We start from the raw sequence: 20610 nt of genomic DNA, 5'->3' as shown, positions 1-20610 counted from the left end.
AATGAATCTAGGCGGATTTAAGAACAAAGAAGTAATGGTCGATCTCACTAACGGAAAAGTTTCTTACAACTCAATCAACGAGGAGGATGCCAAAAAGTACATTGGCGGTAGAGGGCTTGGCGTTAAATATGTGTTAGACAACGGGCCAGATGTGGAACCGCTTTCTCTGGAAAATATTTTATGCATTATGACAGGTCCGGTGACAGGTTCCCGCTCTGCAATGAGCGGACGTTTATGTGTCGTTACTAAATCTCCGCTTACAGGAACGGTAACCGATTCCCATATGGGCGGTTGGACAGCTGCACGCCTAAAATGGGCTGGTTTTGATAATATCATCGTAAAAGGTAAAAGTGACAAACCTGTTTATCTTTATATCGAAGACGGCAAAGCGGAAATTCGTGATGCCTCAAATCTTTGGGGGACTAGTACCCGAGCCTTTATAAAAGCGATGCAAGACCAATACGGTGAAAAAGACCTTAGTGTCATGGCCATCGGTCAAGCTGGTGAAAATACGGTTCGTTTCTCTTCCTTTATTAATGAACACGACCGTTCAGCGGGACGCGGTGGTACTGCTGCCGTTGCAGGCTATAAAAAGCTAAAGGCCATTGTCATTAAGGCATCGCAAAAGGGAAATATGCCGGTGGCAAAATTAGATACCGAATATAAAGAAGCAAACAAAAAGGCTTTGAAAGCCGTTCTTGAAGGTGGGTTGACCGCTCCTAACAAGGGTGGGTTATCCGTTTACGGAACCAACGTATTAACCAACCTCATCAACGAAGTCGGGGCATTGCCAACGAAGAACTCACAGTTGACTCACTGGGATGAAGCCGAAAAGCACAGTGGTGAATATGTGAACCAGCATCTTCGCATTGCCAATAAGTCCTGCCACGCATGCCCCGTTGGCTGTAAGATTGAGGTCGAAGTTAAAGACGGCAAGTATAAAACCCGGGTGGAAAGCATCGAGTTCGAATCCGCTTGGTCACTTGGTTCAAACTGTTTATTAAGTGATGCGGAAGCCATTTCTTACCTAATCGACCGCTGTAACGAATACGGTCTCGATACAATCGAACTGGGCCATGCCTTCTCGATTACTATGGAAGCGTATGAGAAAGGGATTATTTCCGAAAAATTGAACTGGGGCGATGCAGACGCCATGATTGAACTGACAAGGAAGATTGCTTACCGTGAAGGTCTTGGCGGCCTGCTTGCAGAAGGACCGGCACGGGCGGCTGCAGCTTGGGGAGCTCCTGCACTATCCATGTCTGTTAAGGGACAGTCCATACCAGCCTATGATCCGCGTGGAATTCAGGGTATTGGACTAGGTTACGCAACAAGCAACCGCGGCGCCTGCCATTTGCGCGGCTATACCGTAGCAAGTGAGATTGCTGGTATACCGGAACCAACTGACCGGTTAAAGCCGGAAGGAAAAGGCGAACTATTAAAGATTTTCCAAGATATGCTTGCCTTCTCCGACTCTATGAATATTTGTAAATTCTCTTCCTTCTCGGAAAACGCCGAGCATTATGCGGAGCAGTACAGCACGATGACAGGTATTCCGATGACCGCTGAAGATGTGATGAAAGCTGGGGAAAGAATTTATAATCTGGAACGTTATTATAACAATTTGGCCGGCTTTAATAAACGCGAGAACGATTTCCTTCCTAAGCGTTTTACGGAAGAGCCAGCTACAGGAAATAGTGCGGGACATGTCAGCCGTATGGATATCATGCTCGAAGAATACTATCAAGTGCGTGGCTGGGTTGACGGCGTCGTTCCGGAGGCCAAACTTCGCGAACTAGGCATAATCGATCCTGAAAGCCAGACTGTATAAGCACAAACTAGTGAAAGGCTTCTGCTTAACCAAGCAGAAGCCTTTTTTATCCGCCAACCCTAGTTGTTTTATATCGATAGTTTTTAATCAGATCATTTAAATCAGACTCGTTTTCTGCTTGAAACCGTACGGTAACGGCATTCACTTTAAAAGAAGATGTGAACGCAATCTCCTGTTCTGATACGATTTCTCCTGTCCAGTTGTTCGCTGAAAAAACAAAAGGAAAATCATTTGTTTTTCGTCTTGCCCCAAGCTCTTCAAAATATAGACCAAGATGTTCTCGATTTATCCCACGAAACTCTAGCAGTTTATCTGGCATCTTAGCCACCAGCTACCGGCGGAAATAACGCAAATTGATCTGTCTCCTCCACCTTTGTGTCAAGCTCATTCAGATGAATAATATTTTGGCCATTTACATAGACATGAACAAATGGCTTCAAGCTTTTTTCCACTGTAAAGATTTCATCCTGTAACTCTGGAAACATATCAATCATCTTATTCAAAACATCAATAACCCGATCTCCATCAGGGCTAACTTCCACCGTTACTCCCCCACATATCTGCCGGAGATTTGCAAATACTTTTACGTGCACACAAATCCTCCTCTCTCCCTTTCTTTTCATATTAAATCCAAAAAAGGAAGTTGTCACCTTGTTTGAGTTAAAAAAAGATAAAAGGCTGCCAATTTTCGGCAGCCCTGTAGTGTAGAATATTCATGTTATGGGTTTAAAAATGACATCGGAAGCTTTACAAAGCCTAAATATAGAACCAAAAGCCATGCTACCACAAATTGGATCCAAAAAACAGAGGTTCTGCGGTCACTAGCGATGCGGCCGAGCAGCATTTCAAAAATTCCAATCACCCATAACCCCACAATAGCCTTCAAAATGTACCAAACATCAATTTTATATACCGAGAACAAAAGCCCGGCCCCGGTGGCGATAATCAGCAAATAAAGGACACGCAAAATCATTTGGACAATTTTAAAAGCTTTTGCCTTCCCATTTTTATGTAAGCTAATGGCAACAAAAAATAAAATCAGCGCTAAAATCCATGCCGTAATGTGACTATGTATCATTGTTAAATCCTCCTTATGTAAGGTTCTTTTTTCCAACCTATCATAACATAGGAAGGAAAGAAACACGAAGAAAAAAAGTAAGATACAGTATTTATCTAACTAATAGATAAAGGTACTGATTACGCCTCAACCTGGACCGTTGACCGCAGTGTTCCAATTTTCTCAATCGAAATTTCAATTTTATCACCTGGCTGCAGAAATCTAGGTGGTCTTAACCCCTTGCCGACTCCAGCTGGTGTGCCTGTAGCAATAATATCCCCTGGCTCCAATGTCATTCCAGCTGACAGTATGGCAATGATTTCTTCAACCGGGAAAATAAAATGTTTGGTATTAGAAGATTGGCGCACTTCCCCATTCACTTTTGTTTCAATGTTTAACTGATTGGGATTGTCAATTAAACTTTTGTGGACAATCCAAGGCCCCATCGGACAGGTGGTATCTAAGCTTTTGCCAATGAAATATTGTTTGTGCTTCGATTGCAGGTCTCGGGCGGTAATATCGTTAAGTACGGTATAGCCAAAAACATAATCAAGTGCCTCTTCTCTTTTAATTCCTCGGCCAGTTTTTCCGATAATAACAGCCAATTCTCCTTCATAGTCTAACTGCTCAGTAACTCCTTTATGATTGAGCACGTTTTCATTAGGACCAATAATAGTGGTCGGCGCTTTGGTAAAAACGAGTGGGTCTTTTGGGATATCCTCTTTACTACCCATCTCTAATGCATGTTCAACATAGTTTTTCCCTACACAAAAAATATTTTTGCTGGGTCTCGGAATCGGCGCAAGCAAGCTAATCTCCGTAAACGGGATATAATAGGAATTTGGTTCCTCTTGCGCTTGAACCCATTCCAGCAATTGTCTTACTTGTTGAATGTGCAGGTCACCATCTGATACAAACTCCAACATGGATTCAGGGAAGGCTTTATTACCGGTTCTCGCAGTTTCAGTTCGATTAAGCGGCAATACTGCCTTTTTGCCTTCTTCCACCAAGCATACAAATATTTCTTCCCGTTGCTTTGCAGTCGCAAATTTCATCTCCATCACCCTTTCTGTTCCTATATAATCAGAATAAATGAAAATCGGCTGTTGAACAAATTTAGATTTAGTTTTTTCATGAGATTAGTACCTTGGATATAAATTTGGGCGATTTAATCACATTACAAACGCCCATACATAAGATGAAGATAAGTAAGCGCAACTGGCTGTTTATTGTCATTTGCTCATGACCATTGTCAAAAGATGGTTTATCTTCTTAATTTCAAAAAAGGGTGTTGTTTATGCCAGCAATTGTTGGAGTTGCCCAGGTGATTACACTTGGAAACAGTTCCACTTTTCACATTGGGGATGTATATAAAATCATGCCTTTTTCAAGTGCCAAAACGTTCTCGGGAGCGGGTTCTTTTAATACAGGGGAACAATTAACGGTTCGAAACCAATTAAGCTCGACCAACACATATGATTCAGATGTCATTGACCAAGCCAATGCCTTTAATATGTAATCAATAGGTGGGTTACCATGAATGTTTATATTCAGCAATCGATTCATATTAATACCCTCAGAGTAGGCGGCATTACCAATTCCTCTGTTCTTCAGATTGGCAGTGCCGGAATTATCAAGCCTGCTGCTTATCTGTACAATACCGGAGGATTTACAGGACCTGCGCCTTCTGCAGTAAAACCAACCGAAAAGCCTGTACCCTATGCTTCTCATGCCTTTGGAACACCTCCCCCTACATTAACGGAACAGCCGTCGGTCCCTTTACAGGCTGCAGTTAGGGAGAAGAATCCAAAATAATCAGGAGTTCCTGTTTGATGTTAATAAATCGACTGCTGCTGGTTTCACTGTGGTCAGCTAAAGTCAAATAGCGGGGTGATATGATGTATCAAGACTTTTCACAGTACCTAGGGTGGCTTCAGATGTGCCTCCAAGCACAAGAGAATCGAATTGCCACATTGGAAGCTGCCGTTCAGCAAATGCGGGAAGAAATCAAAACATTACATGGAGCGAAAACGATTCACGTCGATCGCATTGAATACAAGTTTGACCAATTAAAGGTGGAGACCCTTGAAGGCACACTAAACATTGGTTTAAACCCAAATGATTTGTCTGGCATTGAAGAACTTGAGGTACAAAATCAAGCATTAAACACCCAATTCACTCCTGCCGATCAAATGCAACGGTCAATGAAAATTGAAGAAGCTATTTATCAATATTTAGAATCTGATTTACCGCAAATCGTAGAACATACCCAAAGAAGATTAAACATTTACCCTAATGAATCTTATTTATCTTTTATCAAACAGGATATTATGAAACAACTCCCAGACAGGGTAAATTATCACCTGAAGAATTTCCAAGCTGCCAATCGAATGGCAGATTCCTCCTTACCAGTCGACGATCAAATTATTGAACTCATCAAACAAGAAATCCAAAATGGGGTCCTTGCCTTCCTAAATCAGCTGCCTGAGAATGTGAAAGGAATGAAACCGGAATGATTTTTGAAGTTTATAACCGAGAACTTTGTGTAGGAAACATCATTATTACAGGTGTAGCAAGCTCCTCTATGGTTTTTGTTGGTGACACCGAGACCATCCAGCTTGCTTCTGCCTTTGATACTCCAGCAGAATCTCTAATAATCGGACCATTTGTCCCGCTTCAGCCGAGTGTGGAGTGAAAGTATGCTCCAGAGAACATCCTGTGTTGATCATATTCAAGTAAAGCTAGTCTCATTTTCCTCCACTTTTCAAATCGGAGATTCCTGGTTTATTAACCAATTTTCGAGGGCCATTGCCTTGCAGAGGGAGGCGGAACTGTTTTTTGGATCAGAAGTGAATTTTTCAAATTATCGAGTGTTTACTGACCCCATTCCTTTCGAACCAATTGACGAACAGGTTACCTTCATCCGCCACAATACTCCACCCTTAATTAAAGTAGGTAATATTGATATCACAGGGGTATCTTCTTCTTCCCTGCTGCATGTAGGAAATAGCGGCCATATCTATTCAGAGGCAAGGGTAAAACATATTCGTCAGCTCCTGCTGTATGGGCATGAACAAGACATCAGATAATGAATTGTTGCTGTGTGGCAACTCCCAAGAGATTTTAATCAATGGCTCTGTTAAATATTGCTGTTGAATTCCGCTCCAGGCGCTCAGCGAACCTGCGGGCGTGCCGGGGAGCTTCCTCGAATCCGCCCACGCACGAAGAAAATGCGATAGCATTTTCGAGGAGTCAAGCGCCTTCCGCCAATCAACAGAGTAAAAAAAAAATCGTTTAACAGAGCCTAATCAATTGAAAAGGATGTTTATAATGCCAGCGATTATAGGACCAGTTCAAATTGTTAACGTTTCTGGGGGTGTCGTCCAATTTGGCGACACATTATATATCTCTCCAAAGTCCGGTTCAAAAACCTTTGGGGGTTCAGGGGGGTTTAATACTGGAGGTTTCATTATTACTAATAATGGGTTAAGCGGAACAAATACCTTGGATACCAAACTGCTTGACCAGCCAATAGTCGGGAACAATTAGGGCACGATCATGTATTGGATGCGATTGCTTATGTTCCCGCTAAATGTGGATTAAAAAATGACATAAGCCATTTCTGGTTTATGTCATTTTTTATGGCTATTCTTCCTCAATTTTCAAAACATGGGCCCCGTCAAAGAAAAATAAATACTTGTCTGTCAATGGCCGTTTCCAAATCTGTTCAATCGCCCTTGCATATAAATTAACCTGAAGTTTATATCTGTCCTCCAAGATGGATTTTGCCTGTTCGAATCCACCTTTGTAGCGGTCGGTAATCCCATCAGATTTATAATCAATAAGAATGATTCCCGTTTCATCCTCCAAGATACAGTCAATAATTCCTTGAATAAAGATCTGCTCATCGCCTTCATTCCAATCAGGGTATACATCATGGGCAGGCAAAGACAAGGTAAATGGCACTTCCCTATGGACAGCTTTCGCCTTAAAGAATTTTTTCCCAAGTTCTGTTTCAAAAAATTGGACAATCAAAGGAATATTAATGATCCCTGCTTGTTCATCCGTTAATAATTCATTAGCAACCATCCAATGAACTTGATCAGAAACCGACTTCTCGGTCACAGGCTGTGTCAAATCCACATGCTGCATGACCATGTGCATAGCCGTGCCTCGCTCTGTTGGGCTCATTGATTTTTCTTGCATGAATTTCGGACGTTTTAAAATTGGTTTGCGGAACCGTTGGATGATATCTGTTCCGCTTTGTTCATCCATTACTTCCCGCTGTCGCTTCAATTCAGAAACAGACTGCTTAGAGCGATGAGTGGAAGAACTCAAGAAGGGATATTGCCATGAAAGTCTGGAAATGACCTCATCCGCATATATCGATGTTACCGGAACTGGTTGGCCTTTTTGGACCATACCCAAATAGGTGTGGTCGACTGACTCGCTGACCATTTCTTCTTTGCTGATTTCTTCAGCTTTTACAAGCGATAGTTTCCAAGAAGAAGGGTGCGTCGAAATATCCTGCGGTATTTCCCTTTCCACCTCTGGGCCTCTTACTTCCTTGAAGTCCTGATGGCGAATGAGGGCAGGGCCAATCCAATCTATATAACTTGTTGCAGACGCCCTTTTGTAATCAGGCAGTAACCAATCAGGATGGCGAGCCGCATCTAGCCAGTCTTCCATGTGTTTAGCGGCATCCTTTAGTGAGGCCGTTAGATAGAGCTTTTCCTTTGCTCTTGTCATGGCCACATATAGGACGCGCATTTCTTCAGCCAGCATTTCCATTTTCTTTTTTCGTTTAAAGGCAATTTGCGGCAAAGACGGGTACGTAATTCGCTTTTCTATATTTACGTATTTGGCCGCAAATCCAAAATCCTTATCAAGCATGTATGGCTTCTTCATATCCATCATGTTGAAATTACGCGCCATTCCCGCCATAAACACCACTGGAAACTCAAGTCCCTTACTGCTGTGGATCGTCATAATCCGGACGACATCCTCTTGTTCCCCTAGTGCCTTTGCAGCCCCAAGGTCATCCCCTCTATCGATCATGCGCTCGATAAAGCGCAAAAAACGAAACAAACCGCGGAAGGAGGTCTGTTCATACTGGCGTGCCCGATCATATAAGGCTCTTAAGTTAGCTTGGCGTTGTTTCCCGCCAGGCAGGCCGCCTACAAAATCATAATATTGGGTATCGCGAAACAACTGCCAGATTAGCTCGGAAAGAGCCCCTTGGCGGGCCATGGACCGCCATTTTTTCAGCATGTCATGGAATTGTCTAACACGATCGTAACAGCTTTCATTCTTTTGAGCATTTCCATCCTTGCAAAAAGAGGTTACAGCCTCCCAAAACGTTCCCCGTTTCTGGAAAATTCTTATTTTGGCCAGTTCCTCCTCATTCAATCCGACAATAGGAGAACGCAGTACCGAAGCTAAAGGAATGTCTTGGAATGGATTATCAATAATCCGCAGCAACGAAACCATTACCGATACCTCTGTTGCTTCGAAATATCCTGTCGATAATTCCGCGTATATCGGGATTCCCTGCTGTTTAAATTCCTCCATAATCGCTGGCGCCCATGTCATGGACCGAAGCAAAATCACAAAATCACGGTACATAATCGGTCGAGCTGATTTTGTTTTTGTATTGTAAACCGGAAAGCTATTAGCAATCAAATCCCTGATTTTAGACGCCATGACCCTCGCCTCAAGCTGTGATTGCTCCATATCGGCCCGATCAAGGTCTTCAGATGTCTCCGTTGCCGATTCTGGATCTGGAGTTGTTTCTTTCCCCATATCCGTTGATTGGTCAATTAAGATTATCTCAACTGGAAAAGGCTCCTCCTCCGGATATGGGGCTCCATTTCTCAATTCTGCCGCTTCATCATATTCAATTTCCCCAACCATGACACCCATTAATTGTTTGAATAAATAATTGGTACCATCAAGCACCTCTTTACGGCTTCGGAAGTTCCTGGCTAAATCGATTCTTAATCCTGAAGACTGGCCATCAGGTGTAAACCGGTTATATTTATCCAGGAAAAGATTGGGTTCAGCTAAACGGAAACGATAAATCGACTGTTTTACATCCCCGACCATAAATAGATTTCCAGTTTTCTCGTCTTCCTTGGAAACAAATTTTAATATCGTTTCTTGGACCATATTGGTATCTTGATACTCATCCACAAAAACCTCTTTAAAGTGGCGGCGATAGGATATCGCTGCTTCTGAGGGAGTATTGACACCGTTTTTGTCGGATTCTCCCATTAAAATCTCCAAGCAGAAATGCTCCAAATCTGAATAATCGACGATTCCTTTTTCTTTTTTTACTTGTTCAAAGCGAGCAGAAAACTTCCTGACGAGATCAGCTAACGTTAGAACGAAGGGATACATTTCCTCCATATCTCGCAGGAAGTTCTCCGGCTTGCGGGAAAACAGTTCATCTTTCAAATCTTGGATTTTCTTCTTGGCCTTTTCACGGAGCTTTTGAGCTTTTTCTGTCAGTTCCTTATCAAATTGGTCCCCTTTTACCGGTTTGGCTCTGGTGAAAGCCCAGGTTTGCATGGCCTGATAGAGTGTTTCCCATGAATCTTGTTTGGCCAGCATAAGTGTATGAATCCCCTTAAGGTCATCCTCAAAATTCTCTGCTTTTGGTGCCGGGCCATTCGGAAGTTTTGTCAAATTTAGAGCTTGTTTCAGCATTTCCTCTGCCGATTGCAATTGAAGGTCAATATCCAAAAGTAATGATTGAATAAATGGCAGTTCATCAAGCCCGGTGATTCCCGATACATCGTACATGGAAACTATTGATTGTAAATATTGCTCGGGTAATGGATTTGATCTGGCAAAATCGTAAACATTTTGAACAATTTCCTGAAGAGCGGTATCACTCCGGTCGTTAGTAAACGCATCTACCAATTGGTAAAATGCTTCATTATCCGGTTTCCCGTATTCCTCTTCAAATAATTCATCCATTACTTCGTCCCTTATTAATTGTGTTTCCGTTTGATCGGCGATTCGAAAATTTGGATCGACATCGATTAAGTAATAATATCTTCGGATGACTTCCATACAAAAGGAATGAAGTGTAGAGATGGAAGCTTTATTGAGCAAACTGAGCTGCTTTCTTAAATGACGGGAAGTGGGATTTTGATCAATGGCCTTTTCTAACGCTTCGCCAATCCGATGGCGCATCTCCGCTGCCGATGCACTGGTGAATGTTACGATTAACAATTCATCCACATTAATTGGGTCTTGTTCCGAAAGGACTTTTTGAATGATTCTTTCCACCAGAACGGCTGTCTTGCCCGAACCCGCCGCAGCTGCCACTAAAATATCTTTATTTCCTGCCATAATTGCCTTCCATTGGTCGTCTGTCCAAGTGGCATCTTTTGGTTTAGCCGGCATGGTCAAGTTACTCATGATCAGTATCCTCCTTTCTGATCAGTTCCAGAACATCTTCCTTGGAATAAGGAGTTAAAAGTCGAAAACGGTTGGTTTCAAGAGAGGCATCAAATTGACATACAGATTTAAACTCGCAAAAGGCACAGGGCGTTTTATCCTTCAACTTGTAAGGAGCGATATCAACCTGTCCACCCATGATGTTATTGCCCGCTTCCAGGTAAAGATCTCGTACATGGTTCTTTAGCTGGTCAAATTCTTCTATGCTGGCAGCTTTTGAATTTTTGGTCAACTGGCCATCTTTTTTAATTCCTGCAGCAATAATCCGGGAATTCCCTGATTCAAGCGTTTGGTCCATCAACCGAACCACATCCGGGTCTCTAAGCACCAAACCATTCATTTTAAACTTTTTCATCATTTCCGTTTCAATTTCATCCATGTTCAGCATTTTAGACGACTGGATAAATGGGTTGTGGACATGGAAATATAAAACTCCTGCTGGGCTCGCTTTTATGTCAACCAACTTGTCCGAATGCGTGATGATAATATCAAGATAAGTCAGCATTTGCAGTGCCAAACCGTAATAAACCTCTGTTAAATTAACATCCTTTTCACTAGATTTATAATCAATCACTCTCAAGAAAACACCATGATCCTCTTGCCGGGCTTGGTCCACTCTGTCAATCCTTCCAGCGAGTTCCATGCGCTTGCCATTTTTCAAGGAAAAAGAAAGAGGAGGCAGGTCCCCGTTCGGGCCAAAACCCAATTCCAACCCTACCGGTGAAAATCCGCTGGCTCTGGCATGCTCGCTTAAAACTAGGGATGCGCGGGTGATAATTTGCTCTAATTTCCGTTTGATATAATGATGGCGCTGTGAGCTCAGTAAAATTTCGTTCTGGAGTTTAGGAGCCAATGTGTTAACCGCCTCTTTCGATAACTCCTCACATTGCTGCCGGGACAGCATGGCCCAAGATAACTTTTGTTCGTTTACGGTTTCTGATATTTGTTTTAGGGCGGCATGAAACAGTTCTCCAATATCAGGGGCATCCAACCGAAAAATCTGGCGCTCTCTAAGTTTTAGTCCATGCTGGGCAAAATGGGAAAAGGCACAAGCATGGAACAGCTCCATCCGCGAAACACTGGCTTGTATGGTGTCGCCGTATAATTCCTCTGCGGTTGATTCTGAAAGCTGTACTGCTTGGTTGGTATAGAACAGGCTGGAAAATACCTTCCAAGCTTCGTCTTTCCCGCTGCTATTCATGTAATAGTTATAGACATCCCACCACAAATCAGGGATAGGATAATTTCGTTTGTTCATCTGCAGCTGGGCAGTAAGGTAAGCCATAGTCACAGCAAAGTTAGAAACAAAATCCAGTTGGTCTGCTGCAGTGAGTTCAGCAGGGTCCAGAACAAACATCGACTCACACGCATCGGGGAACATATCTTTTATTCTCTTAATATAGGAAGATGGCATTAATGCCTTCCCTTCATCATTCGCTAACGGGTAACAAATATAAAGTCTTTCTGTTGGCGCTGTAAATGCTTGATAAGCCAAGAAATTCTCATCCAGCAGGCGTATCCTGCTGCCAGGGGCTACCTGAATTCCCGCCGACATCAGGATTTCCCTGTCTTCGTCTGCAAGGATTCCTTCATCTGCCACTTTTGCTGGCAGAACACCCTCATTTACGCCGATTACGAACACGGCCTTGACCGATTTTAGGCGGGACTTTTCCAAATCACCAATCAAAACCTGATCCAGTGCAGGGGGAATCAACGAAAAATGCAATGATTCAAGCCCGGCTTCTAATACCGAAGCAAAAGTGGCAAGCGTTGCATCTTCTTCCTCCAAAATCTCCACATACTGGTCCAACAGGTCTATAACAGCATTCCAAACCTGTTCGTGTTCCCTTGCTTTTATAAGGCTTCCCTCTGCTTCGGCCTTCATTTTCCAGTTTTCCAGCTTAGCGGGAATATCCAGTTCTTCCAAATATAAATAAACGGCTTCACAAAGTTTTCGTCCATTATCAGCCTTTTTCAAACGTCTGGATAACCGAAGCAGCGGAGCTGTAACCATAAGCTTTAACTCATTAAATTCTTGCTCCACCTGCTTTTCGGACTCCGTTTGTACATTTACCCCAGACTCCAAACCTCTGATTCTCCGATAAATCCAACGATCCTTGCTTGTCCACTTACTGCCGTTGATTCCGTATGCTAGGCAATAGTTTTCAAGCCTGTCCATTTTTTCTCTCATAGCATCCGAATTCTCATTCAGCGGATAAACCAATTCTGTTTTTATTACCCGGAACACCGCTTCGTGACGCCAGAAAGATTGAATGACTTCAAGGCTGGAGCGGATTAGTTCAATTAACGGATGGTTGAGCATCGTCCTTTTTTGATCAATGAAAAAAGGAACCTGATAATCTGTAAAAACAGGCTCAATGATTTCGTGATAATCGCCTCCGTTCCGGACCAGCAAGGCTATATCCCGATATCGGTACCCCTTTGTCCTTACGAGTTCACGGATTTCACGGGCGATTCCTTCCACTTCAGCCCGACGGTTCACTGCTTGACAAAGTTGGATTTCCGTTTTCCCATGAAAGGACACCACCGGCCGGGAATCAAAATTTTCTTCTAAATGGCATAACGAAGGATCAAATGATTTCTCTTGTCCTTTTAGAATGAGTGGATGTTCCAATTCAACACCTGCTGTTTGGGCCATCCGGTAAATGGTAAAACAAGCCTCTTTTGAAGCTCGGAACAAGTCAAGTTCATCCGGAGGAGAATTGATTGCCAATGAATCGGCTGTCAAAGCAATTGAAACACGTTTACACTGCTTCATTAGCTCTTGGATGATCTGATATTCCTGTTGCGAAAAACGAAAGAACCCATCAATATAAATTTCCGCTTCCTTTAAATGCTTAGATGCCGAAATCTTCTCAGACAATAGACGAAAATAATCTTCCGAATCAATATACTTTCCAAAGGTTTCATCCTCTAGGCGTTGATAGATAATTTCCAAATCAGCCAGTTTATCATGTAAAGCCTTCGCGTCAAACGTGTTTTCTGACTCGAATTGCCTTAAACCTTGCAATAGATTATCGGGACTGACACAGTACCGCTTTAGTTCAATGATCATTTGTTCAACTTGCTGGATAAAACCGGTTTTATCCGCTGCGTTTTGAAAAAGCGTTAAGCGTTCCTTTTCCTCATTGATAATCTTTCGTATTAGCATATTCATCCCAACACTGCTTAAATGCATCCGGCTAATTCCGCCTGTCTCTTGGAGAACCCGCCAAGCAAGACGTGAAAAACTAAAGACCTCCGCCCTTATCATTCCGCCAATCTTTAGGTCGGTGACAAGTTCATACTCAGACATAAATGTCATCTGTTCAGGAACAATATAAACAATCGGGGCTCCTTCTGGATTTTCCATTAGCCTGCTGCGAATTTCGTTGAGAAACAAAGCCGACTTTCCGCTTCCCGACCTTCCAACTGTGATTCTTAAAGACATCGGACACCGCTCTCCCTTTACCAAAAACTCTGTATCCCCCATTTTACCACAAAATGAGCACAAACGTTTGGAAGAGCTAAACCCAGAATTGGTAAAACTTTTTTTAAAGATAAGGCTTTGTTAAACGATAATGTTGTTTTTTTAAACATCAACAGCCTAATTTTACAGAGCCATAGATAAAAAAAAAAAACACGACCAAATTATCGTGTGTTAGAAGAGATTTATTAAAAATGAACATCCATTTCGTTTAATGGCCAGTAGCGAAGGTCTACTTTACCCACCACCTGATTGACCGAAATAAAGCCAAAGTGCCGGCTGTCCCAACTGCCAAGCCGATTATCGCCAAGGACGAATAATTCACCTTCGGGAACCATATTCTCACCAGTAATTTCCTGTAAACTAAAATCACCGGTAATATTCACACCTGGTGACTTTTCCTTGTAAGCCTTCAAAAAGGGTTCAGCGTACCTATGGCCATTGACATACAACTGGTCATCACGATACTCAATTTTGTCCCCCGGCATGCCAATAATCCGTTTAACATAATCCTCTTTTTCATTCGCATGAAACACAATCACATCGAAGCGATTCAAATCCCCTGCTTGATAGCCCAATTTATTCACAACTAGTTTATTGCCATCTTGCAGGGTTGGCATCATGGACTCACCCTCAACCACATAATTGGAAAAGAAAAACGTTCGAATAAAGATAAAAATGATGATGCCTATGATAAAAGCCTTCATCCATTCGATTCCTTCCTGTTTCCATTCACTATTCATTGAATCCCCTCCGTTTTTTCTGCTCATTGAATGAATCTATTTTTCCATTATCGTCATTTTCGAGGCCCTTATTCAATCTTAGTTCAATTCTTTTTCCCACATACCAAAGAATAAATATCACACCCAAAACAATAGCCGTTCGGTATGGCTGGTTAATCAATGAACGAAGGTCATAGCCTATAAAACTCATTGTAAAAATCATCACCATTTTGCCAATAACCACGGCAAGTATGTATTGGGCAGCGCTAAGTTTGGAAAGGCCCGCCACAATATTAACAAGGGCGGATGGGGTAAAAGGAAAACAGATCAGTAAGAAGAGAGGCCCGAAACCATGACGGTCCACCCAATCCATTAATTTACGGACTTTAGGGTGCTTCGAAATAAACACCAATAACCGTTTTTGACCAAACTTTCTAATAAGCGAGAACACGAGAAAGGCTCCAACACAAGCCCCAAGCCAAGAATATAAAAATCCCAGCCAAAGTCCGAATGCATTTGCATTCGCCATTACAAAAACGACTAGAGGAAGAAACGGCAGGAACGCTTCAAGAACGGTTAAGCCGATTCCCGGAAGCGGTCCCAGTGCTCGATATTCTTGTATGAGGTTCATAATATTATCAAGTGTAAACCAGGCTCTAATGACTTCCATATCCATCCGTTTTCCCCTTCTATCTTTAACCAGATTTACTATGAACTACTTTGTAATAAATTCGTGGAGAGCATCTTTATTTTTCTGGAGGTTTATATCCAGAACAGCACCGTCAGGGGAAACTCTCTCCTCTGTAAAACTGTTGTCAATAGGAATACGCAGTGTATCCACATTCCCCCGATCACCCGAGAAGAAATCTTTGGCCATGAATAACATATCGGAAGTGCCCATATTTGTATTGATATATGGGGTAACCACACCAATCAGCTTGGGGATTTTGGCAACGGTTTCGACACTGGCCAATTGGTCTCCAATCGCCTTGAGCGCTTTCTGCTGGCGTTCAACCCTCCCAAAGTCGCCGACCGCATCATGCCGGAACCGGACATAGCTGAGCATTTGTTTCCCGTTTAATCTTTGCAGGCCAGGCTGGAGGGGCACGTCTACATATTGGGTCATTTTCTTTTCAACATCGATTTCCACACCATTTGGAAACGCCTCATCAATCAGCTGGACAAAGCCTTGAAAATCAACAATAGCGTAGTATTGCAAATCAATATCAAAATTTTGTTTTATCGTTTTTCTCATTAATTCTGGACCGCCACGTGCGAAAGCTGAGTTTATTTTATGCTTGCCATAACCGGGAATCTGGACGTAAGTGTCTCTCATGATAGAGGTCAGTTTAAAAGTCCCTTTATCTTCGTTATAGTGGGCTATCATAATCGTATCTGCCCTTGAAGCCTCGTCCCCTCGAGCATCACTGCCTAGCAATAAGATATTTGTATCCCCATATTGATCCTTTTGGCCCTCAAATGCATAGTTGACTTTAGTATCTTCTTGGTCTTTGTTAATCTTTTTTAAAGATTGGTTAACACCCTGCTTATATTGGTAGTATGAATACCCGACAGCCCCGCCAATCAGGATCAGAAATATAATCAAAATGGATGTCCATCTTCGCTTTTTTTTATTTTGATGCTTGTCCGCTCTCATTAAATCACCTATTACGTAAGTATTTGTAAAATCATTATTTACTGTTACTGTCTATCTTTAATTCATTTTCCCCCATCCGATATCCTTCTATTAATAAAAACTTTCTCATGAAAAAGATGAATTTTGCAATAAAAAAGCTCGCTATTAAGCGGGCTTTTTTCACATACTTCAATATAGAGGCATTATTGCGTTTTTCAACGGTTTTTAGTAAAATCAAATAAGAACATTAGTTCGCTTTTAGGGAGGTGTGAGTAATAATGACCAGAATTCCAGAAAACGATCGCGACATAATGGAAAAGGCCATTTATTTGCCTATGGTATTAACCATTCTAAACCGTGATCTCCAAGTGGTTGATAAAAGTCCTTTCAAGCTAAAAAAACCTTATTTGGAGTTAATAGAAGCCGTAATGAAAGAAATTCAAAGTGAGTTATTTAAGGTGAAACAATATATGAAAAAGAATCAACTACAAGTAATGGAAACAAAACGGGATGAAGCCTTTACCATGTTTATGTTTATTTATAAAGGATATGAAGAAAATCATAATTACTTTAATCCAAGAATCAGGAATAAGGTCCAAGAATTAATGCAGGACTATTTGTTAAATGGGCGCCAATCGTCATGAGATTTCATTATGGAACCGTTACTTTTCCGGTCCGTAATCCTTTCCGCTTTCTGAGGCATTCAATGTCTTAGGCCCATGGAGCAAATAAATCGATTTCTTGTGACTATCCATTCTTTGCAAAAGTTTGGTTTTAAGGAATGAGGTTCTTAGCATTTGTCCTTCTATGGTGCTAAAGGAAACCGGGAAAAGGTGAGAAGATTTATTCCGGAAAGTGATTAAGGTTTCATGTGGTCCTATTCGCCGATAGTTTTCAACATATTCATGGGAAATCCAAATACACTCCGGGCGGTTGGGTGAAGTGGTAGGGAAAAAGAAAATTTGATTAGATGGCTCAATGACAATTGGGATTTTACGGCTATACCCGATAAGCTGTCTGGTTCCCTTCTTTCTGCTTTCATAATCAACACCAAAATAATCACAGCTTCTTTTCACAATGTCCAAGGGTTTAATGGGGGAAACGTATTCATCTTCAACTTCAGCAATCTGTGAGAATATTTTACTGCCATATTCCACAGGGAACAAAAACATGGTACAAGAATTAATTTCATAATCCTGAATTTGATGCTTCAAACAAATCATCTCCTCATTTAAGATTCGAAACTATCTTAACATTTCCAAAACCATTCTCCCTTGTATTTCTGGATTGTTGCTAATTTATTCACAAAAATGTGTCAAAAAAAAGTACAATCAGAAAATTTTAAATATTATTGATATTCTCCCGAAAACTCCATATAATAGAAAAAAGCATTCGGGGTGATTTTCATGAAGGAAAAATCATATGCGGAATTAATGAAAATTGCAGCCATGAAACGAACTCGGTTAAAAGAAAACTTTGTCCAGGACCTTTATATCGATATGCTCCTAATGGAAATTCAATTAACGGTGGAAAAGGAAAAGCTATTACAAAAGATTGATTTGGCGATTGACCGTGGGGATAGAAAGTCATTTCTACAATTATCCAGCCAGCTTAAAGAAGTAAATAAAAAGTTTGGAACCTAAAAGACTTATTCCCGCCGTCCTAGACGGTTTTTCTTTTTTTAAAGCTTGTTAAATATGGCTGTTGATTGCAGTGAAAGAAGCCCAGCAACCAACCCCGCGGGCGCGCCGGGGAGCCGCCTCAGCCTCCTACTCCCGCAGGACACTGAAATTCATCAACGAATCCGCCACACACAAAGAAAATGCGATAGCATAATTGAGGATTTTCGAGGAGTCGAGCTTATCCGCTCCAATCAACAGAGGGAAATAAATCAACCTTATCGTTTAACAGATCCTTATCATAAATAAAGGCTGGGGCATAGCCCCAGCTTTTTCAATAAGTTTTAGTCCTGACGATGTTCGATTTCATATTGTTCAAGCCTGGAAATGCGTTCAAGCATCGTAGGGTGAGTGTACCGAAAAATCTTTACTAATAACGGAGGGTCAACTTGAGTCAATCCAGACTTGGCAAGCTCCTGAAAAGAGGTAATGGCAGCTTCCGGATTTTTGGTCATTTCAATGGCATACCGATCAGCCCTGGTTTCCTCATAACGAGAAGCCAGATTGGTAAACGGACTTGAGGCAAACATCAGCATCGAAATAATCATAAAGAATAACGGCAGTGAACGTATATCTCCCGTTTTAACATACTTTAAGCGGTTTCCAAATCGGTTTTGAGCCCAATTCATTATCCGGTATGTTAAATATAGTCCTAACAGTGAAAGCAGTAAATAACCGCCGATTCCCCAATATATATGTTTTTCCACATAATGACACATTTCATGGGCCATTATGAATAAAATTTGATTATCATTCAGGCGGTTCAGGGTGGTATCCCAAAGAACAATTCTGGCATTGGAACCTATTCCCGTTACGTAGGCATTTAATGCATTGGTTTTTTCAGCCATGTCCACTTCAAATACATTTTTGGCAGGAATATCCGCCTTATCGGCCATGGTTAAAATTTTTGCTTCCAGTTCCTTATTCTTCAACGGATAAAAATCATTGTAAAGCGGGTCGATAATTACTGGCTGCAGGAACATCATAAATAACGTAAATGGGACTGATAACAGCCATCCGTACAACCACCAGCGTTTTTTGCTTTTTTTCATCAGCCAGTACAGGACTGGAACAATCACTAACCATGTCCCATAATTGAGCCAAAAGTCAATCAACTCATCCTTCATCCATGATGGAAAGGTTTGTGTGGAGATATGATATGTCTTGGATAGGGTATAGCTGATATAACTTAACGGCAGAGTGGCCATAAAAGCGAATAATGATAACCAAAATAGATAAATCGGCGTATGCAGCAGTCTGTATTTGGACGAATCCTCTGCCCATCGTTTAAACCTATTAGTCAGACCGAAAATAAAAATGAGAAAATAAATAATCCATTCTAATGGAGTTGCCAGGAAAAATAATAGGTTGCGAATTTTCGAATATTCTTCACTAAGCATGAGCTCACGGCCGTTTAAGAACGTCGCCGGGTCTGCTTTTGTTCCCTGAAATTCGAAAGGCAGTTTTGGATCGGCCAAATGGAATAAATACCAGTAAAAAAATAAACCATATAAAACAAAGGCCAATACTGCATAGACCCCCAGTTTCCTCACCATGTTTTGTCCCCCTTTTTGTACAGCCTCCTATTCTTAGTTTAGTAAAAAACTTATGATTTAGAACCAGACATGTCCTATTAAACAAAAATAGGAGCAACTGCTTAAGGGGATATTGACTATTAAAATAAGTGAAAAGGCACCTCCATTTAAAGGTGCCTTTCCTTCAGTCTTATTAGTATAGTAAGTTAATGAAATCCGTCTTGGATATATTTCCAAAGTAATGGGCGGCGTCCAGATCTTCCAACGCTTTTTCAATCTCACTTTTTTCATAACGAATCCCTTTGAGCCTGGTTTCGAGGTCGCTCACATCGCCCACACCAAAGAAGTCCCCATAGATTTTACAATTTTCAATTAAACCTTTATTTACTTCCAACCGGACATCAATCGTGCCTGCTGGGAAACGGTGGGAGTGCTGCAAATTAAATTTCGGTGACTTCCCATAATTCCACTCCCAATTTTGATAACGCTCCTCCGAGAGCTTTTGAATGTTTTCCCAATCTTCTTCGGTCAAAATGTATTCGGGTATTTCACCCTGGCCTTCAAAAATGGATTTAAGTAAAATGGAACGGAATTCTTCAATTTCCAGTCTTTCAGGAAGAAATTCCGAAATGTTAGCCACACGGCTGCGAACCGATTTAATCCCTTTAGATTCGATCTTTTCTTTTTTTACTCTTAAGGCAGAAACCACGTTGTCCATTTCAGAATTCAGCATCAACGTGCCATGGCTGAACATCCTGCCTTTTGTTGAAAACTGGGCATTCCCAGAGATTTTTCGTCCTCCCACTTCAATATCATTTCTTCCGCTTAACTCCGCGTTCACGCCTAGTTTTCTCAACGCACCAATAACCGGCTCGGTAAACTTGCGGTAATTATGGAAGCTTTCTCCATCATCTTTTGTAATAAAGCTAAAGTTTAGATTGCCAAGGTCATGATAAACTGCCCCTCCGCCCGATAATCTCCGAACGACATGAATTCCATTCTTCTCCACATACTCGGTGTTGATTTCTTCAATCGTATTTTGGTTTTTCCCTATAATAATCGAAGGCTCATTTATATAAAACAATAAATAGGTTTCATTAATATCCAAATGTTTTAACGCATACTCCTCGATTGCAAGATTAATGCGAGGATCATTAATTCCTTTATTATCTATGAATAACATGGCGCATATCCTT

General features: G+C 41.6%; 21 protein-coding genes. 9 read left to right on the top strand and 12 right to left on the bottom strand.

Annotated features, from left to right (window positions below):
* Position 1: 1 nt before the first annotated feature.
* Positions 2-1831 carry an aldehyde ferredoxin oxidoreductase family protein gene (locus tag ACY8D0_RS02680; RefSeq protein ID WP_462408946.1) on the top strand — a complete coding sequence of 610 codons (1830 nt, stop codon included), beginning with the start codon at positions 2-4 and terminating at the stop codon, positions 1829-1831.
* Between the two features lie 46 nt (positions 1832-1877).
* On the opposite strand, the gene ACY8D0_RS02675 is transcribed toward ACY8D0_RS02680, so the two are convergent.
* The 4 genes from ACY8D0_RS02675 to ACY8D0_RS02660 form a co-directional block, all read right to left on the bottom strand.
* Complete coding sequence (locus ACY8D0_RS02675) at positions 1878-2150, bottom strand: MoaD-like domain-containing protein (protein ID WP_462408945.1); 273 nt, start codon at positions 2148-2150, stop codon at positions 1878-1880.
* 1 nt (position 2151) lies between these two features.
* Positions 2152-2424 carry a ubiquitin-like small modifier protein 1 gene (locus tag ACY8D0_RS02670; RefSeq protein WP_462408944.1) on the bottom strand — a complete coding sequence of 91 codons (273 nt, stop codon included), beginning with the start codon at positions 2422-2424 and terminating at the stop codon, positions 2152-2154.
* 125 nt (positions 2425-2549) lie between these two features.
* Positions 2550-2909 (bottom strand): YisL family protein, encoded by a 360-nt coding sequence (locus tag ACY8D0_RS02665; RefSeq protein WP_462408943.1) that lies wholly within the window; start codon positions 2907-2909, stop codon positions 2550-2552.
* Positions 2910-3028: 119 nt separating this feature from the next.
* Positions 3029-3943, bottom strand: a complete 915-nt coding sequence (locus ACY8D0_RS02660; protein ID WP_462408942.1) for a fumarylacetoacetate hydrolase family protein — start codon at positions 3941-3943, stop codon at positions 3029-3031.
* A gap of 242 nt (positions 3944-4185) precedes the next feature.
* Here ACY8D0_RS02660 and ACY8D0_RS02655 point away from each other — a divergent pair, with 242 nt between their 5' ends.
* The 6 genes from ACY8D0_RS02655 to ACY8D0_RS02630 all read left to right on the top strand — a co-directional run bounded on the left by ACY8D0_RS02655 (position 4186) and on the right by ACY8D0_RS02630 (position 6437).
* Positions 4186-4407: a spore germination protein gene (locus tag ACY8D0_RS02655; protein WP_462408941.1), complete on the top strand. Its 222-nt coding sequence runs from the start codon at positions 4186-4188 to the stop codon at positions 4405-4407.
* A gap of 17 nt (positions 4408-4424) precedes the next feature.
* Positions 4425-4703: a spore germination protein GerPB gene (locus ACY8D0_RS02650; RefSeq protein ID WP_462408940.1), complete on the top strand. Its 279-nt coding sequence runs from the start codon at positions 4425-4427 to the stop codon at positions 4701-4703.
* Positions 4704-4783: 80 nt separating this feature from the next.
* Positions 4784-5404: a spore germination protein GerPC gene (gene gerPC / locus ACY8D0_RS02645; protein WP_462408939.1), complete on the top strand. Its 621-nt coding sequence runs from the start codon at positions 4784-4786 to the stop codon at positions 5402-5404.
* Positions 5401-5583, top strand: a complete 183-nt coding sequence (locus tag ACY8D0_RS02640) for a spore gernimation protein GerPD (RefSeq protein ID WP_462408938.1) — start codon at positions 5401-5403, stop codon at positions 5581-5583. Before gerPC ends, ACY8D0_RS02640 begins: the two co-directional genes overlap by 4 nt.
* Before the next feature lie 4 nt (positions 5584-5587).
* Positions 5588-5977 (top strand): spore germination protein GerPE, encoded by a 390-nt coding sequence (locus ACY8D0_RS02635; protein WP_462408937.1) that lies wholly within the window; start codon positions 5588-5590, stop codon positions 5975-5977.
* Between the two features lie 241 nt (positions 5978-6218).
* The gene (locus tag ACY8D0_RS02630) at positions 6219-6437 is read left to right on the top strand and encodes a spore germination protein (protein WP_462408936.1); all 219 of its coding nucleotides are present in this window, start codon (positions 6219-6221) and stop codon (positions 6435-6437) included.
* Positions 6438-6533: 96 nt separating this feature from the next.
* Here the strand turns inward: ACY8D0_RS02630 and addA are convergent, their stop codons facing one another.
* The 5 genes from addA to ACY8D0_RS02605 all read right to left on the bottom strand — a co-directional run bounded on the left by addA (position 6534) and on the right by ACY8D0_RS02605 (position 16170).
* Positions 6534-10316: a helicase-exonuclease AddAB subunit AddA gene (gene addA, locus ACY8D0_RS02625; protein WP_462408935.1), complete on the bottom strand. Its 3783-nt coding sequence runs from the start codon at positions 10314-10316 to the stop codon at positions 6534-6536.
* Entirely contained in the window at positions 10309-13806 is a 3498-nt protein-coding gene (gene addB, locus ACY8D0_RS02620; protein ID WP_462408934.1) for a helicase-exonuclease AddAB subunit AddB, read from the bottom strand. Before addB ends, addA begins: the two co-directional genes overlap by 8 nt.
* Positions 13807-14030: 224 nt before the next feature.
* Complete coding sequence (gene lepB, locus ACY8D0_RS02615; RefSeq protein WP_462408933.1) at positions 14031-14585, bottom strand: signal peptidase I; 555 nt, start codon at positions 14583-14585, stop codon at positions 14031-14033.
* Positions 14578-15240, bottom strand: coding sequence for a TVP38/TMEM64 family protein (locus ACY8D0_RS02610; RefSeq protein WP_462408932.1), 663 nt, complete (start codon positions 15238-15240; stop codon positions 14578-14580). The genes lepB and ACY8D0_RS02610 overlap by 8 nt, the downstream gene beginning before the upstream one ends.
* Before the next feature lie 39 nt (positions 15241-15279).
* A complete protein-coding gene (locus ACY8D0_RS02605; RefSeq protein WP_462408931.1) occupies positions 15280-16170 on the bottom strand; it encodes an LCP family protein in 891 nt (296 codons plus the stop codon).
* Positions 16171-16478: 308 nt separating this feature from the next.
* On the opposite strand from ACY8D0_RS02605, the gene ACY8D0_RS02600 reads away from it, so the two are divergent.
* Positions 16479-16844 (top strand): YhjD family protein, encoded by a 366-nt coding sequence (locus ACY8D0_RS02600; protein ID WP_462408930.1) that lies wholly within the window; start codon positions 16479-16481, stop codon positions 16842-16844.
* An 18-nt stretch (positions 16845-16862) separates the two neighbouring features.
* Here the strand turns inward: ACY8D0_RS02600 and ACY8D0_RS02595 are convergent, their stop codons facing one another.
* Positions 16863-17414 (bottom strand): competence protein ComK, encoded by a 552-nt coding sequence (locus ACY8D0_RS02595; protein WP_462408929.1) that lies wholly within the window; start codon positions 17412-17414, stop codon positions 16863-16865.
* Between the two features lie 192 nt (positions 17415-17606).
* Here ACY8D0_RS02595 and ACY8D0_RS02590 point away from each other — a divergent pair, with 192 nt between their 5' ends.
* Positions 17607-17843, top strand: a complete 237-nt coding sequence (locus ACY8D0_RS02590; RefSeq protein WP_462408928.1) for an IDEAL domain-containing protein — start codon at positions 17607-17609, stop codon at positions 17841-17843.
* A gap of 320 nt (positions 17844-18163) precedes the next feature.
* Here the strand turns inward: ACY8D0_RS02590 and ACY8D0_RS02585 are convergent, their stop codons facing one another.
* Entirely contained in the window at positions 18164-19435 is a 1272-nt protein-coding gene (locus ACY8D0_RS02585) for a M48 family metallopeptidase (RefSeq protein ID WP_462408927.1), read from the bottom strand.
* A 172-nt stretch (positions 19436-19607) separates the two neighbouring features.
* Positions 19608-20597, bottom strand: a complete 990-nt coding sequence (locus tag ACY8D0_RS02580) for a lipoate--protein ligase (RefSeq protein WP_462408926.1) — start codon at positions 20595-20597, stop codon at positions 19608-19610.
* Positions 20598-20610: the final 13 nt, after the last annotated feature.

The organism is Neobacillus camarae, from assembly GCF_054950115.1.
The sequence above is the reverse complement of the archived record's forward strand: the minus strand, read 5'-3'. Positions and strand labels throughout refer to the sequence as shown.

Excerpts from the sequence above, each read along its gene's own strand:
- ACY8D0_RS02680 (WP_462408946.1), top strand. The coding sequence starts at position 2 with ATGAATCTAGGCGGATTTAAGAACAAAGAAGTAATGGTCGATCTCACT.
- ACY8D0_RS02675 (WP_462408945.1), bottom strand. The coding sequence starts at position 2,150 with ATGCCAGATAAACTGCTAGAGTTTCGTGGGATAAATCGAGAACATCTT.
- ACY8D0_RS02665 (WP_462408943.1), bottom strand. The coding sequence starts at position 2,909 with ATGATACATAGTCACATTACGGCATGGATTTTAGCGCTGATTTTATTT.
- ACY8D0_RS02660 (WP_462408942.1), bottom strand. The coding sequence starts at position 3,943 with ATGAAATTTGCGACTGCAAAGCAACGGGAAGAAATATTTGTATGCTTG.
- ACY8D0_RS02655 (WP_462408941.1), top strand. The coding sequence starts at position 4,186 with ATGCCAGCAATTGTTGGAGTTGCCCAGGTGATTACACTTGGAAACAGT.
- ACY8D0_RS02650 (WP_462408940.1), top strand. The coding sequence starts at position 4,425 with ATGAATGTTTATATTCAGCAATCGATTCATATTAATACCCTCAGAGTA.
- gerPC (WP_462408939.1), top strand. The coding sequence starts at position 4,784 with ATGATGTATCAAGACTTTTCACAGTACCTAGGGTGGCTTCAGATGTGC.
- ACY8D0_RS02640 (WP_462408938.1), top strand. The coding sequence starts at position 5,401 with ATGATTTTTGAAGTTTATAACCGAGAACTTTGTGTAGGAAACATCATT.
- ACY8D0_RS02635 (WP_462408937.1), top strand. The coding sequence starts at position 5,588 with ATGCTCCAGAGAACATCCTGTGTTGATCATATTCAAGTAAAGCTAGTC.
- ACY8D0_RS02630 (WP_462408936.1), top strand. The coding sequence starts at position 6,219 with ATGCCAGCGATTATAGGACCAGTTCAAATTGTTAACGTTTCTGGGGGT.
- addA (WP_462408935.1), bottom strand. The coding sequence starts at position 10,316 with ATGAGTAACTTGACCATGCCGGCTAAACCAAAAGATGCCACTTGGACA.
- addB (WP_462408934.1), bottom strand. The coding sequence starts at position 13,806 with ATGTCTTTAAGAATCACAGTTGGAAGGTCGGGAAGCGGAAAGTCGGCT.
- lepB (WP_462408933.1), bottom strand. The coding sequence starts at position 14,585 with ATGAATAGTGAATGGAAACAGGAAGGAATCGAATGGATGAAGGCTTTT.
- ACY8D0_RS02610 (WP_462408932.1), bottom strand. The coding sequence starts at position 15,240 with ATGGATATGGAAGTCATTAGAGCCTGGTTTACACTTGATAATATTATG.
- ACY8D0_RS02600 (WP_462408930.1), top strand. The coding sequence starts at position 16,479 with ATGACCAGAATTCCAGAAAACGATCGCGACATAATGGAAAAGGCCATT.
- ACY8D0_RS02590 (WP_462408928.1), top strand. The coding sequence starts at position 17,607 with ATGAAGGAAAAATCATATGCGGAATTAATGAAAATTGCAGCCATGAAA.
- ACY8D0_RS02585 (WP_462408927.1), bottom strand. The coding sequence starts at position 19,435 with ATGGTGAGGAAACTGGGGGTCTATGCAGTATTGGCCTTTGTTTTATAT.
- ACY8D0_RS02580 (WP_462408926.1), bottom strand. The coding sequence starts at position 20,597 with ATGTTATTCATAGATAATAAAGGAATTAATGATCCTCGCATTAATCTT.